The sequence below is a fragment of the Streptomyces sp. 4N509B genome (assembly GCF_052245655.1).
Classification (GTDB): domain Bacteria; phylum Actinomycetota; class Actinomycetes; order Streptomycetales; family Streptomycetaceae; genus Streptomyces.
Map to the genome: position 1 here is coordinate 1 of NZ_JBQQBZ010000048.1, position 13,641 is coordinate 13,641.

At 75.3% G+C, this 13,641-nt stretch carries 14 protein-coding genes and 1 pseudogene; 9 read left to right on the forward strand and 6 right to left on the reverse strand.

All coding sequences use genetic code 11. The features are described from left to right. The first annotated feature begins 6 nt into the window (after positions 1-6). The 9 genes from paaA to ACTWP5_RS28920 all read left to right on the forward strand — a co-directional run bounded on the left by paaA (position 7) and on the right by ACTWP5_RS28920 (position 6,998). Positions 7-1,071 (forward strand): 1,2-phenylacetyl-CoA epoxidase subunit PaaA, encoded by a 1,065-nt coding sequence (gene paaA, locus ACTWP5_RS28880; protein WP_443224137.1) that lies wholly within the window; start codon positions 7-9, stop codon positions 1,069-1,071. Continuing rightward, positions 1,068-1,361: a 1,2-phenylacetyl-CoA epoxidase subunit PaaB gene (gene paaB / locus ACTWP5_RS28885; RefSeq protein ID WP_443224102.1), complete on the forward strand. Its 294-nt coding sequence runs from the start codon at positions 1,068-1,070 to the stop codon at positions 1,359-1,361. Before paaA ends, paaB begins: the two co-directional genes overlap by 4 nt. An 8-nt stretch (positions 1,362-1,369) precedes the next feature. Further along, positions 1,370-2,224: a 1,2-phenylacetyl-CoA epoxidase subunit PaaC gene (paaC, locus tag ACTWP5_RS28890; protein WP_443224103.1), complete on the forward strand. Its 855-nt coding sequence runs from the start codon at positions 1,370-1,372 to the stop codon at positions 2,222-2,224. Between the two features lie 29 nt (positions 2,225-2,253). Next, positions 2,254-2,799, forward strand: coding sequence for a 1,2-phenylacetyl-CoA epoxidase subunit PaaD (paaD, locus tag ACTWP5_RS28895; protein WP_443224104.1), 546 nt, complete (start codon positions 2,254-2,256; stop codon positions 2,797-2,799). After that, positions 2,800-3,903 carry a 1,2-phenylacetyl-CoA epoxidase subunit PaaE gene (gene paaE / locus ACTWP5_RS28900; protein WP_443224105.1) on the forward strand — a complete coding sequence of 368 codons (1,104 nt, stop codon included), beginning with the start codon at positions 2,800-2,802 and terminating at the stop codon, positions 3,901-3,903. 10 nt (positions 3,904-3,913) lie between these two features. After that, the gene (locus ACTWP5_RS28905) at positions 3,914-4,687 is read left to right on the forward strand and encodes an enoyl-CoA hydratase/isomerase family protein (protein WP_443224106.1); all 774 of its coding nucleotides are present in this window, start codon (positions 3,914-3,916) and stop codon (positions 4,685-4,687) included. 241 nt (positions 4,688-4,928) lie between these two features. Beyond that, positions 4,929-5,294 carry a hypothetical protein gene (locus ACTWP5_RS28910; protein ID WP_443224107.1) on the forward strand — a complete coding sequence of 122 codons (366 nt, stop codon included), beginning with the start codon at positions 4,929-4,931 and terminating at the stop codon, positions 5,292-5,294. Positions 5,295-5,487: 193 nt separating this feature from the next. Then, entirely contained in the window at positions 5,488-5,826 is a 339-nt protein-coding gene (locus ACTWP5_RS28915) for a YciI family protein (protein ID WP_443224108.1), read from the forward strand. Positions 5,827-5,828: 2 nt separating this feature from the next. Beyond that, on the forward strand, positions 5,829-6,998 hold the full coding sequence (locus tag ACTWP5_RS28920) for an RNA polymerase sigma factor (protein ID WP_443224109.1): 1,170 nt from the start codon (positions 5,829-5,831) through the stop codon (positions 6,996-6,998). Positions 6,999-7,143: 145 nt separating this feature from the next. On the opposite strand, the gene ACTWP5_RS28925 is transcribed toward ACTWP5_RS28920, so the two are convergent. The 6 genes and pseudogenes from ACTWP5_RS28925 to ACTWP5_RS28950 form a co-directional block, all read right to left on the reverse strand. Further along, on the reverse strand, positions 7,144-8,187 hold the full coding sequence (locus ACTWP5_RS28925) for a CU044_5270 family protein (protein WP_443224110.1): 1,044 nt from the start codon (positions 8,185-8,187) through the stop codon (positions 7,144-7,146). Then, positions 8,180-8,848, reverse strand: a complete 669-nt coding sequence (locus ACTWP5_RS28930; protein ID WP_443224111.1) for an RNA polymerase sigma factor — start codon at positions 8,846-8,848, stop codon at positions 8,180-8,182. The genes ACTWP5_RS28925 and ACTWP5_RS28930 overlap by 8 nt, the downstream gene beginning before the upstream one ends. Before the next feature lie 382 nt (positions 8,849-9,230). Continuing rightward, positions 9,231-10,229: an RNA polymerase subunit sigma-70 gene (locus ACTWP5_RS28935; protein ID WP_443224112.1), complete on the reverse strand. Its 999-nt coding sequence runs from the start codon at positions 10,227-10,229 to the stop codon at positions 9,231-9,233. A gap of 11 nt (positions 10,230-10,240) precedes the next feature. Then, a pseudogene (locus ACTWP5_RS28940) lies at positions 10,241-10,945 on the reverse strand (SDR family oxidoreductase); the annotation flags it as partial. Between the two features lie 109 nt (positions 10,946-11,054). After that, positions 11,055-11,918, reverse strand: a complete 864-nt coding sequence (locus ACTWP5_RS28945) for a polysaccharide lyase family protein (RefSeq protein WP_443224113.1) — start codon at positions 11,916-11,918, stop codon at positions 11,055-11,057. A 6-nt stretch (positions 11,919-11,924) separates the two neighbouring features. Beyond that, the gene (locus ACTWP5_RS28950; protein WP_443224114.1) at positions 11,925-13,523 is read right to left on the reverse strand and encodes an alkaline phosphatase D family protein; all 1,599 of its coding nucleotides are present in this window, start codon (positions 13,521-13,523) and stop codon (positions 11,925-11,927) included. Between the last annotated feature and the right edge of the window lie 118 nt (positions 13,524-13,641).

Sequence of the window (13,641 nt, forward strand, 5' to 3'; positions counted from 1 at the left end):
GGGCCGATGACCGGCACCCCCGCCCCCAGCCCCGCCTCCCCGCACGCCCCCACCCCCTCCTCCGCTCCCGGCTCCGGCGCGGCCCCACCCGGCACGGCGGAGCTCCAGCGCCACTTCGACGCCACCCTCGCGCGCGACCAGCGGATCGAGCCACGGGACTGGATGCCCGAGGGCTACCGCTCGACGCTGGTCCGGCAGATCGCCCAGCACGCGCACTCCGAGATCATCGGCATGCAGCCCGAGGGCGAGTGGATCACCCGGGCGCCCTCGCTGCGCCGCAAGGCCATCCTCCTCGCGAAGGTGCAGGACGAGGCGGGCCACGGGCTGTACCTGTACGCGGCGGCCGAGACACTCGGCGCCGACCGCACGGACCTGACGGACCGTCTCCTCGACGGCCGCCAGAAGTACTCCTCGATCTTCAACTACCCCACCCTGTCGTTCGCGGACGTCGGCGTCATCGGCTGGTTCGTCGACGGCGCGGCGATCTGCAACCAGGTGCCGCTGTGCCGCAGCTCCTACGGCCCCTACGCGCGGGCCATGGTCCGCATCTGCAAGGAGGAGTCCTTCCACCAGCGGCAGGGCTACGAGCTGCTGCTGACGATGATGCGCGGCACCGACGCGCAGCGGGAGATGGTGCAGGACGCGGTGAACCGCTGGTGGTGGCCCTCGCTGATGATGTTCGGACCGCCCGACCACGACTCCCCGAACTCCGCCGCCTCCATGGCGTGGAAGATCAAGCGGCACTCCAACGACGAGCTGCGCCAGCGGTTCGTCGACATGACCGTCCCGCAGGCGACGCGGCTCGGCGTCACCCTCCCCGACCCCGAGCTGCGCTGGAACGAGGAGCGGGGCCGCCACGACTTCGGCACCCCCGACTTCTCCGAGCTGCGGCGCGTGATCCGGGGCGACGGGCCCCGCAACGCCGAGCGGATCGCCCGGCGCCGGCACGCCCACGAGGAGGGCGCCTGGGTGCGCGAGGCCGCCGCCGCCCACGCCGCCAGACGGGCGGCCCGGCACGCGGCCGGCACCGCGCGAACCGACGCCCGGACCCCGAAAGGAGCCACCCCGTGACCGCCACCAACGCGAACTGGCCGCTGTACGAGGTGTTCGTGCGCGGCAAGCGCGGACTCAACCACGTCCACGTCGGCTCGCTGCGCGCCGCCGACCCCCGCATGGCCCTCACCCACGCCCGCGACGTGTACACCCGCCGCAACGAGGGCGTGAGCGTCTGGGTCGTGCGCAGCGCGGACATCACCGCCTCCGCGCCCGACGAGAAGGACCCCTTCTTCGACCCCAGCGGCGACAAGGTCTACCGCCACCCCACCTTCTACGACATCCCCGACGACGTCCCGCACATCTAGGACCGGCCATGAGCGACGACCACGTGTACCTGTCCCTGACGGAGGAACACCCGGGCGGCGACGACCGTTGGGCGTTCGGCACCGGCTTCGCCGACCCGCTGCACGGCGTCGACACGCGCGTGCCCGACGGCGTCGACGCCGCCGCCCTGGCGGAGGCCTGCCTGGCCCTCGGCGACGACGCCCTGGTCAGCGCCCAGCGCCTGGCCGAGTGGTGCACCCGCGCCCCGGAGCTGGAGGAGGAGGTGGCCCTGGCCAACATCGGCCTCGACCTCCTCGGCCAGGCGCGCCTGCTGTACGCGAGGACGGGACAGGCCGACGGCAGCGGCCGGGGCGAGGACCACTACGCCTACGCCCGCGGTCCGGCGGAGTTCCGCAACGTCACGCTCGCCGAACTGCCCGGCGGGGACTTCGCCTTCTCCATGGCGCGGCTGCTGGCGCTGTCCTGCTGGCGCCTGGCCCTGCTGGACCAGCTCGCCGCCTGCCCCGACCCGGTGCTCGCGGCGATCGCGGCCAAGGGCGTCAAGGAGCTGACCTACCACCGCGACCACGCCGCCGGCTGGGTGGTGCGCCTGGGCGACGGCACCACGACGTCCCGCCGCCGCATGCTGCGCGGCGTCGCCGGGGTCGCGCCCCACCTGGAGGAACTCCTCGCCGCGCCACACCCGCTCGGCGTCGACACCGCGCGCGTCCGCGCGGAGGTGACGACCGCCCTGGACCGGGTCTGCGAGGCGGCCGGGATCACCGCGCCGCGCGCCGCCCCCGCCGGATGGCGCGGTCGCGAGGGGCGCCACACCCCCCACCTGGCGCCGCTGCTGGAGGAGTTGCAGAGCGTCCGCCGCGCCCACCCGGACGGGGTGTGGTGAGCGTGGACCGGGTGGACGGTGCGGACCGCGTGAACGACGGGGAGGCGCTCGACCGGGCGCGGCGCGCGGCGCGCGAGGTCACCGACCCCGAACTGCCGATGCTCACCATCGAGGAGCTCGGCGTCCTGCGGCAGGTGGCGATCGACCCCGACGGCACGGTGGTCGCCACCCTCACCCCCACCTACAGCGGCTGCCCCGCCGTGGCGGAGATGCGGGCCGCGGTGGACCGGCGGCTGCGCGCCGCGGGCTTCCCCCGCGTCGCGGTCCGCACGGCGCTGGCCCCGCCGTGGACGACCGACTGGATCACCGCGGCCGGGCGCCGCAAGCTCGCCGAGCACGGCATCGCGCCGCCGGGGCCCGCCGCCCCCCACCCCGAGCCACCCGGAGGCGGACCGGGACCGGGCCGTCCCCTCCCGCTGACGCTCTCGCCCACCCGCCGCGCCGCGCCGCCGCCCTGCCCCCGCTGCCACGCGACCGACACGCGGCAGACCTCGCCGTTCTCCGCCACGCCCTGCCGGGACCTGTGGCACTGCCGCTCGTGCCGCGAGCCGTTCGAGCACGTCAAGGAGTTCTGAATGACCGCCGTCCCCACCGTCCCCGCCGCCCGCCACTCCCGCCGCCGCACCGCCTTCCACACCCTGCGGGTGGCCCACGTGGAGCCGCTGTGCGAGGACGCCGTGGCGGTCACCTTCGACGTGCCGGAGGAGAGGGCCGAGGAGTTCGCCTTCCGACCGGGCCAGGCCCTCACGCTGCGCCGCGAGGTCGACGGGCGCGACGAGCGCCGCTCCTACTCCATCTGCGCCGCCGCCGGCGCCCCCCTGCGCATCGCGGTGCGCCTCGTGCCCGGCGGCCTGTTCTCCACCTGGCTGGTGCGCGAGCTGCGGCCGGGCGACACCGTGCGGGCCATGCCGCCGACGGGCCGTTTCACCCCGGAGCTCGGCACACCCGCCCGCCACGTCCTCGTGGCCGCCGGATCCGGCGTCACCCCGATGCTGTCCATCGCCACGTCCGTCCTGGCCGCCCACCCCGATGCGCAGGTGACGCTCCTGTACGGCAACCGCCGCACCGCCACCGTCATGTTCGCCGAGGAACTCGCGGACCTGAAGAACCTCCACCCGGCCCGGTTCCAGCTCGCGCACGTCCTCTCCCGCGAACCCCGCGAGGCCGAGCTGCTCACCGGCCGCCTCGACGCGGCGCGCCTCGCGGCCCTCGTCGAGGCGCTCGTCGACGTCGAGCGCGCCGACCACTGGTGGCTGTGCGGCCCCGACGGCATGGCCCGCGCCGCCCGCCGCGTCCTGGCCGACCTCGGCGTGCCCCGCGACCGCGTCCACCAGGAGCTCTTCCACGCCGACGACGAGCCGGCCCACACCCTCAGGCACGCCGAGGACCACACCGAGGGGCCGGCCAGCCGCGTCACGGTGGTCCTCGACGGCCGCACCACCACCGCGTCCCTGCCCCGCCACCGCTCCGTCCTCGACGGCGCCCAGCGCGTCCGCCCCGACCTGCCGTTCGCCTGCAAGGGCGGCGTGTGCGGCACCTGCCGCGCCCTGGTCCGCGAGGGCCGGGTGGACATGCGCCGCAACTTCGCCCTCGAACCGGCCGAGGTCGCCGAGGGGTACGTTCTGAGCTGCCAGTCCTACCCCGCGTCCGACGCGCTCACCGTCGACTTCGACAGCTGAGGAGCCCGCCATGACCACCCGACTCGACGTCGCGGACGGCGTCGGCACCATCCGTCTCGACCGCCCGCCGATGAACGCGCTGGACATCGCCGCGCAGGACCGGCTCCGCGAGCTGGCCGACGAGGTCGCCGACAGGGACGACGTGCGCGCCGTCATCCTCTACGGCGGCGAGAAGGTGTTCGCGGCCGGCGCCGACATCAAGGAGATGCAGGACATGGACCACGCGGCGATGGTCGCGCGGTCCCGGCCGCTCCAGGACGCGTTCACCGCCCTCGCCCGCCTCCCCAAGCCCGTCGTCGCCGCCGTCACCGGGTACGCGCTGGGCGGCGGCTGCGAGTTGGCGCTCTGCGCGGACTACCGGATCGCCGCCGCCGACGCCCGGCTCGGCCAGCCCGAGATCCTGCTCGGCCTCATCCCCGGTGCGGGCGGCACCCAGCGCCTGGCCCGCCTCGTCGGCCCCTCACGGGCCAAGGACCTCATCTTCACCGGCCGCATGGTGGGTGCCGAGGAGGCCCTCGCCATCGGCCTCGTCGACCGCGTCGTGCCCCCCGCCGAGGTCTACGACGCGGCGCACGCCTGGGCCTCCCGCCTCGCCCGCGGCCCGGCGCTCGCCCTGCGCGCCGCGAAGGAGTGCGTCGACGCCGGCCTGGAGACCGACCTCGACGCGGGTCTGGCCCTGGAACGCGCCTGGTTCGCCAGCCTGTTCGCCACCGAGGACCGCGAGCGCGGCATGCGCAGCTTCGTCGAGGACGGCCCGGGCAAGGCCCGGTTCACCGGCGCGTAGACACCACCGGTCCGGCACGCTCGGGGACCGGCACCCGTTCGGCGCCGTCCCCCCGCCCCGTCGGGCATGCTGGAAGACACGGGCGACACGAAGGCGGGGGTGGGCCATGACCGGACGGACCACGGGGGACGGCGACGGGCCGGCCGGCGACGCTCCCCGCTCCCGCGGGCGGTGACGGCGCGTGGAGACGCGCGACGGACGCCGTCGGTGCGCCAGGTGCGGCAGCTCGTATCCCGCCACCGTGGCCCACGACCGGGAGCACCCCGAGCTCTGCCCCGTCTGCGCGGAGAAGACCAGGCGGTACCTGGAGATGCTCGCCGAGGCCGAGCGGCGGGCCTGGACGACGTGCGCGCGGTGCGGCACGCGGTACAACCCGAGACATCAGGACCTCGTCGGCTGCGCCGCCTGCGAGGCCAGGAAGCGCCGACGTCTCGTCGCCCTCGGCGTCGTCGTGGGCCTGCTGGGCGTGGCGGCCGGCGTCGTGGCGGGCAGCCCCCACGGCGTGGCCGGCATCGTGGGCGGCGGGCTGACGGGCGCCCTCGTCGGGCTGTTCATGGGCGTCGTCGTGTCCATCTCCTTCCCGCCCGACAGGTCGGGCGGGAGTTGACGACGGCTCGGGCGAGGGCCCTGACGCCCTGACGCCCTGGCGTCCCGCGGTGCCCTGGCGTCCTGACGAACGGTGGGGCGGAGCCGACCGCCCGACGGCGGGAGGGGTTGGGCAAGATGGGGGGGACGCCGGTGTCCCCCGCGCCGCCGCTCGTTCGTCGTACGGCGAAGAGCCTGTTTCCCAGGAGGTCGCGATGCGGTACGCCCTGATGATCTACTCCGAGCCCGGCACGTTCGAGGCGCTGGACGACGCCGAGCGCGAGGCGGCGGTCGCGGAGTACCTCGCCTTCGCCGAGGACCCCCGGTGTCTGGTCGCCGCACAGCTCCAGCCCACCGAGATGGCGACCAGCGTGCGCGTCGTCGGCGGCCGCACGCTGATGACCGACGGGCCGTTCGCGGACACCAAGGAGGTGCTCGGCGGCTTCTGCCTGGTGGAGGCGGCCGACCTCGACGAGGCGGCCGACCTGGCGGCGCGGCTTCCGGCCACCCGGTTCGGTGGCACCGTGGAGGTCAGGCCGGTGATGCGGGGCTGACCGTGCTGGAGGAGGTCTTCCGGGAGGAGTGGGGCCGGGTCCTGGCCTCGCTCGTCGGGTTCCTCGGCGACTTCGACCGGGCCGAGGAGGCGGCGCAGGAGGCGTTCGCGATCGCGTCGGAGCGGTGGCCCGCGTCCGGCGTGCCGCGCAACCCCGGCGCGTGGCTGACGACGACGGCCCGCCGGCGTGCGATCGACCGCATCCGCCGGGAACGCACCCTGGCCGAGAAGATCCACCTGCTCGCGGTGCCCGAGGCACTCATGGACGAGTTCGACGACACGGTCGCCGACGCGACGATCAAGGACGAACGGCTCGAACTGATCTTCACCTGCTGTCACCCCGCGCTGCCGCTGGAGGGTCAGGTCGCGCTCACGCTGCGGGCGCTCGGCGGCCTCGCGACCGCCGACATCGCGCGGGCGTTCCTCGTCTCCGAGGAGACCATGAAGCGCCGCCTGACCCGCGCCAGGGCCAAGATCAGGGCGACCGGCATCCCGTTCGCCGTCCCCGACGCGCACCGGCTGCCCGACCGCCTCGACGCCGTGCTGGCCGTCGTCTACCTGATCTACAACGAGGGCTACAGCGGCCGGGTCGACCTCGGCGCCGAGGCCATCCGGCTGGGGAACGTGCTCGCCGCGCTGATGCCCGAGCAGCCCGAAGCCCACGGCCTGCTGGCCCTGATGACGCTCCACCACGCCCGGCGCCGCGCCCGGTTCTCCGGCGACGACCTGGTGCTGCTGGAGGACCAGGACCGTTCGCTGTGGGACCTCGACCGGATCGCGGCCGGGCGGGCCGCCCTCGACCGGGCGATCGCGCTCGGCGGACGCGGCCCCTACGTCGTGCAGGCCGCCATCGCCTCGCTCCAGACCCGCGTGCCGATCGACTGGCCGCGCGTCGCCGAGCTCTACCGGCGGCTGGTCGAGCTCACCGGGTCACCCGTCGTCGAACTCAACCGCGCCGCGGCGCTGGCCCAGGCCGGCGAGCCCGCCGAGGCCCTGCGCGCCGTCGACCGCCTCGACCTCGACGCCTACCTCTACTACCACTCGACGCGCGGCGAGCTGCTGCGGCGCCTCGGACGCGACGACGAGGCGCGGGCGGCCTACCGCCGCGCCCTCGCGCTGGCCACCTCGACACCGGAGCGACGGTTCCTGACACGCCGGCTCGAGGAGTTCTGAGCACCTCGACGCGCACGGGCGGGGCTGCCACCGGAGCACGCGACGGCACGACGCGCCACGACACGGCGTGGACCGGGCCCCGCCAGCCGTGCTGGACGGGGCCCGGTCTCGTCGTGCTGCGCACCGGCGCGGACGCCGTCGCGCGTCAGCGCATCGGCTCGGCCTCGTCGGTGACGACCGTTTCGAGCACGGCGGTGCTCGTGATGAGGTCGCCCTCCCGCCGCTCCACGTCGGTGACCGGCTCGACGAAGTCCTCCGCCGCGACGCTGCGTTCGCCCAGGTAGGCGTAGGTCTCCGGGTCGAGCAGCAGTTCGTGCCTGACCCTGCCGTTGAACGAGTCGGTGACGAAGGTGACGGCGACGGCGCTGCGCCCCGCCAGGTCCTCGACGAGGTGGTCGGCGACCTCGACGCCCGGAACGGTCGCCAGCGCGCGGTACAGCGCCGCCTGGACCTCCGGCGGGAAGACGTACGCCGTCTCGAACAGGATCCTCATCTCCGTGAAGTCCCGCTCCGCCTGCGACGCCCCGCCGGGGTGGATGACGCTGCGCTCCCGCAGCGTCGCGAGCAGCGCCTCGGGGTCCTCGGTCGGCAGCGAGGACATCAGCTCGTAGAACTCCTGCGGCGTCCGCTCGTCCCCGTCCAGGTCCATGTCGTGGACGCGGAAGGGCGGGTTCTCCTCGTTCTCCAGGTATCCCCAGCCGGCGCCCTTCTCGCCGTCGAACCGGATCCAGTCCTCCTGTTCGATGGTGTTGTGGGGCTGGTCGCAGGGGTCGACCATGCCGTCGACCGAGGGGTAGAGCAGTTCGGTGTCCTCGTGCTGCTGGTGGCTACAGTCGCCGAGCCTGAGCAGGGACCGCTCGTAGATCCACTGGCGCGGGCGCGGCTCGGTCACGTCGTTGCGCTCGACCGTGTCCGCCGCCAACGCCAGCAGGGCGGTGGCGTCGCCCAACGGTGGCCGCTGCGGAGCCGGCCCGCCCGACGCTCCGAGCTGGGTCGCGACGACGACGGTCGCCACGACGGCCGCCGTGGCCCCGATCACGCTGAGCCGCCAGGCGACCCGGGGGGAGCGGCGGCGCGTCGGCCCGCCGGCGGCGGCGTTGAGCAGCAGGTGGCGGCCGGGGTCCAGACGCGCCCGGTCGGGAGCGGGGACGTCGTCGCGGAGCGAGCGCACCGATGTCATCTCATCCATGACTGATCGCCTCCTGGGCGCTGGAGCTGGTGCCGGTACCGGTACCGGCACAGGATCGGGAGGAGCGCAGCTCCTCGGTGGCGAGGGTCGGATCCACACCGCCCAGGGCCCTGCGCACCACGCGTCGCGCGCGGTTGAGCCGGGAACGGACGGTGCCGATCGGGATGGAGAGCGCGTCGGCGACCTCCTGGTAGCTCAGGTCCGCCCAGGCGACGAGCAGCAGCACGTGCCGGTCCCGTGCCGAGAGCGAGGCGAGCGCCGCGGCCAGCGGCCGGTGCGCCGCCTGGGCGGCGAGGCGCTGGTCCGCCGAGTCCGTCCAGGACTCCGCGACGGGGTCGGCCCCGGTCCGGGCGAGCGCCCGCAGCGACCTGACCTCGGAGCGGCGGTGCCGGCCGATGAGGTTCGCGGCGATGCCGTACAGCCACGGCCGGGCGTTGGGCCTGCTCGTGTCGTACCGGTGGCGGGTACGGAAGGCGGTCAGGAAGGTCTCCGCCGTGATGTCGTCCACGACGCTGTGGCCGAGGCGGCGCGCGACGTAGCGGTGGATGTCCGCCGCGTACCGGTCGTACAGCTGGGCGAACGCCTCGGGCTGGTCCCGGGAGGCGTCGATGACGGCGCCGTCATCGGCAGGGGGGTCGGTGTCGGTGGGTGGATCGGTCACACGTTCCTCGTTTCGCCGCCGGCGACGTCCGTCGTCAGCCGTGTCGCTGGCTGTTGCCCGATGGACGCGAGGGAGTTCACGGTCACCAACGGACGGCCCGGCAGCGGAGGGCCCGGCGCACGGACCGTACCCTCGTGCGCCGTCGCGGGCGCCCCCCGGGGCGGGTCACGCCGGTTCGGCCGCCGGCGAACGAGCCCACCGCCGTGGCCGCCCGGAGGCGAGCAGCTCCGCACCGCCCAGGACGACGGTTCCCAGGAACAGCCTGGCCAGGACGAGGCTGCTCCTGTCCCTGCGGCCGTGCGCCGCGCGGCGGGCCCTCACGCGCACCTTCCGTGGGTGTCGTGACGAGGGGTGGTGACGCGGGGGCGGGCCGTGGCCCCACTCAGGTCGCTAGCGCGGGCGCGAGGCCGAACAACGGCACCAGGCCCGGGTCGTGGAACGCCGTGACGCGGCCGATCCGCCCCCCGACGAGGGTCAGCACCACCACTTCGAGCGCCTCGTACCGGCCGTCGCCCGCGTGCTGGTAGGCGACGGCGGCGGGCTGGCCGTTGGCCCGGGTCGGCACCAGCCGCCACCGGTCGCGGCGCAGGACCCGGCGGGCCAGGAAGCCGACGACCGCCTCCCTGCCGCTGAACCAGGTCGGGATCGGCGGCATCTCCAGCTCGACGTCGGCCCGCAGCAGGCTCACCAACGCGTCGGCGTCCGCCCGGACGAAGGCGTCGACGTAGCCGTCGAGGAGGGCGCGCCGGACGCCCTCGTCCGGCTCGGCCAGGTCGTCCGCGACCGGCCCGGCCTCCGCCAGGCGGGCCCGCGCGCGGCGCAGCGCGCTGTCGACGGCCGCCTCGGTCGTCTCCAGCATCCCGGCGACCTCGACCGTCGTGAACGCCAGCACGTCACGCAACGTCAGCACGGCGCGCTGTCGGGCCGACAGGTACTGGAGCGCGGCGACGAAGGCGAGCCGCACCCCGCTCCTGCCGGCCACCACCGCCGCCGGGTCGTCGCCGCCGAACAGGGCGTCGGGCGCGGGCTGGAGCCACGGCACCGACCGCTCGCCGGGCGCCACGGCCACCCGGTGGTCCTGCGACGGCGCGCCGAGACCCGAGGGGAGAGGCCGCCGGGCACGCGTCTCCAGCGCCGTCAGGCAGGCCATGGTGGCGATCTTGTACAGCCATCTCCGCACCGTGGAGCGGCCCTCGAAGCCACCGAAGGCGCGCCAGGCCCGCAGGTAGGTCTCCTGCACCAGGTCCTCGGCGTCGTGGATCGAGCCGAGGAGCCGGTAGCAGTGCGCGAGCAGCTCGGGGCGGAACGGTTCGGTGAGGGCGGCGAACTCGGGGTGCGCGGCGGGCCCGGCGTCTCCGGGCGGTGGTCCGGTGAGGTGCACGGCGCGACGCCTCAGCCGACCGGGCGCGGGCCGGCGCCGCTGACCACGTACTCCGGCGCGCTGTCGGGGTCCGCCGCGAGGTCCACGACGGCCCGCGCGAGCTGGTGCGGGGTGAGGGCCGGCCGCATCCGGTCGACGAAGGTGTCGCGGTCGACGCCCTGGCGGGCGGAGTAGGCCGCTACCGCGGTCGAGCCGATGCCGGTGTCCGGCGACAGCTGCGGGAACAGGGTGACGAAGCGGACGCCGAGTCCCGCCCGCCGCGACTCGTCGGCCGCGTACTGGCAGATGTACCGGACGCCCGCCTTGGCGCCGGCGTACCCGCCGCTCAGCACGGACCCGCCCAGGGCGGCGCCGCTGGAGACCGCGACGACCACGCTCCCCGGCGGCAGCGGCTCGCGCAGCGCCGCCCGGACCCAGGCGAAGACATGCCGGGTGTCGACGTGCCAGGTGCGGCTGAAGGTCTCCCAGCTCTGTTCGTGGAGGGGAGCCATGTGCGGCACGGCCCCGGCGTTGAGGACGAGCAGGCCGGGGCGGTGGGCGCGGATCACCTCCCGCGCGAGGGCGTCGTCGGTGGCGTCGGCGGCGACGGCCGTGAAGCCCTCGCCGATCGCGTCGGCGGCGGCGCGCAGCTCCCTCTCGTCGCGGGCGAGGCCGACGACGCCGCTGCCCGCGGCGACGAGCGCGGCGGCGATGGCCCGCCCGAAGCCGCGGCTGGCGCCGGTGACGACGGGCGAGGGGGTGGGGGGCGTCCGGCGGCCCGTCGCGGTGCGCGGCCCGCCGTGCGTCCCCGTCCCTCACCCGCGCCCCCCGGCACCCACGCTCGGGTCACGGCTGCTCGAAGACCCCCACCGCGTCGTAGGCGATCCACGACCCGCTGGTCTTCCGCAGCGCCAGCACGTTCTCCCCGGCCGTGAAGGCGTCCGCCGGCAGCGGGAACTCGTAGTACGACGGCCTGAGCGGGGAGCCGGGCCGGGTGGCGTCGCCCTCCAGCGAGCCACGGGTGGCTCCGCCCGCGAACGTCAGCGTGCGCACGGGGCGCCCGTTGACCGCCAGCTCGGCGGCCCCCGCGGCGGTGGCGTGGGAGTCGGTCAGCCACAGGGCGAACGCGAGGTCCCGCTCCGGCGCCGCGTCCAGCGAGAACCGCAGCCGGAACGTGTGCTCCCTGCGGCCGGCCCACGCGTCGCTCGGTCCGGGGTGGAGGTAGCACCAGTCGCGGCCGGGCGTCGAGGTGCCGTGGTGGTAGTCGACGTCGTCGGGGAAGGCCGTCAGGTACTGGGCGCTGAGGTTCGGCGAGAGCGCGAACTCCAGCCCCCTGTGGTCGAACGCGCCGACCCGCGCCACGACGCGGCTCGCGGCCACCGACCGCAGGTTGGTGCCCGCGACGGCGCGCGCCGGCCGGGTGCGGGCGCCGGAGTCGACGACCGCGACCACGGTGTAGCGCCGGGTGCGGGCCTCGGGACCCACCCGGTGGGTGGCGTGCGGGTAGAGGGTGCGGGTCAGCAGGGTGGTCGCCCCGGAGTCCGCCAGGAGGTGGACCTCGTAGTGGTCCACCAGCCGCCGCTCGTAGGGGTCCCAGGCCAGCTCCACGGTGGCGAGGCCGCCCGTGGCGGTGAGGCCGCCGACCGTGCCGGAGGCGGGGCGGCGGTCGAGGGTGCCGCGCGTCGGACGCGCCAGGCTGCTCGGGCTCATGGGTCGTCAGCTCACCTTCTGCATGCCGGGGCGGTCGGCCTCGACCCGGAACCGTGCGAGGGACATGCCGGCCGCGCCGGCGTCGGCGCGGACGTAGGGCACGGCCCGGTACTCGGTCGTGACCGCGCCGGCGTCGACGGTGCCGCGGACGTGGCCGCGGCGGCCGTCGTAGAACGTCATCCAGGGGTGCTGCATCCAGTCGCGGGTGTAGTTGTCGGTGGGGGCGCCGTCCCCGTCCGAGGCGATCGAGGTGCCGAGGAACTCGCTGGCGACGACGGCCGACCCGGGGTCGGAGAAGTCCGCGAGCAGGTCGCCGGCGATGGAGCGGTGGCAGTCGCCGGTGAACACCACGCTCGGCGCCACACCCGGCTCGCCGAGGACGTCGAGCAGCCGCTGCCGGGCCGCCGGGTAGCCGTCCCACTGGTCGATCCGGCTCTCCGTCACCCTCACCATGCCGACCTGCTGCAACAGCAGGTTCCAGCGGGCGCGGGAGGAGCGCAGGCCGTCGTGGAGCCACCGCTCCTGTGCCGCGCCGAGCATGGTGCGCTCCGGCGCGTACTGCTCCTCGGTGGTGGTGGGCTTCGGGTCGCGGTACTGGCGGGCGTCGAGGACGTGGAGGGTGGCCAGGCCGCCGTAGCTCAGCCGGCGGTGCAGGCGGCTGTCGGGGCCGTCGGCCAGCGCGAGCGGCGGCAGCGGGCAGTTCTCGTAGTACGCCCGGTACGCGACGGCGCGGCGCAGCAGGAAGTCCTCCTCGGACAGGCCGTAGTACGAGCGCCCGTCGCCGTAGTCGTTCTGGACCTCGTGGTCGTCGGGCGTGAGGACCCAGGCCGCCGCGGCGTGCGCCGCCTGGAGGTCGGGGTCGGACTTGAACAGCCCGTACCGCACCCGGTAGTCGGCCAGCGTGCTGGTCTCGATCTCGTGGCGCGGACCCGGCAGGGGCGCGGCGCGCCACATGGTGGAGCTGGTGATGCCGTACTCGTAGACGTAGTCCCCGAGGAAGAAGACGACGTCGGGGTCGTGGGCGACCAGGTCGCGGTAGGCCGAGAAGTAGCCGTGGTACCAGGCCTGGCAGGAGGCGGTGGCGAAGGTGAACGAGCCGCCGGCGTCGCGGTGGTGGGGCGCGGTGCGGAACCGGCCGACGGGGCTGAGGTGGTCCTGGGCGCGGAAGCGGTAGAAGTAGTGCCGCCCCGGCCGCAGGCCGCGGACCGTCACGTGGACGGAGTGGCCGAGTTCGGGCAGGGCGATCGCGGAGCCCGAGCGCACGACGCGGCGGAACCCCTCGTCCTCGGCGATCTGCCACCGCACGTCGTACCCGGCCAGGGGCATGCCGCCGTGTCCGTCGTCGGCCAGCGGCGCGGGGGCGAGGCGGGTCCACAGGACGCAGCCGTCCTCGGCCGGTTCCCCGCTGGCGACGCCGAGACGGAACGGGTCCTCCCGCAGCCGCGGCGCGCCGCCGGCGGCCTCGGCCTGGCCGGCGAGCCCGGCGCCGGCGAGCAGGGCGCCCATGCTGACGCCGGCGGCCTGGAGGAGGGAACGCCGCCGCGGGCCGCGCGCACCGGTCGGTCCGCTCGGGCCGTCGACGGACGGTCTGTGGTGTGAAGCCATGTGGTACTCCTGGCATTGGTGCGAATCCGGGCCGATGCTGGTCGGGCCGCATGGCCGGGGCACGGCGGACAGATGAAGATCCGCGGGCTGCCAGGAAGACGAGTGACGATCACCGAAC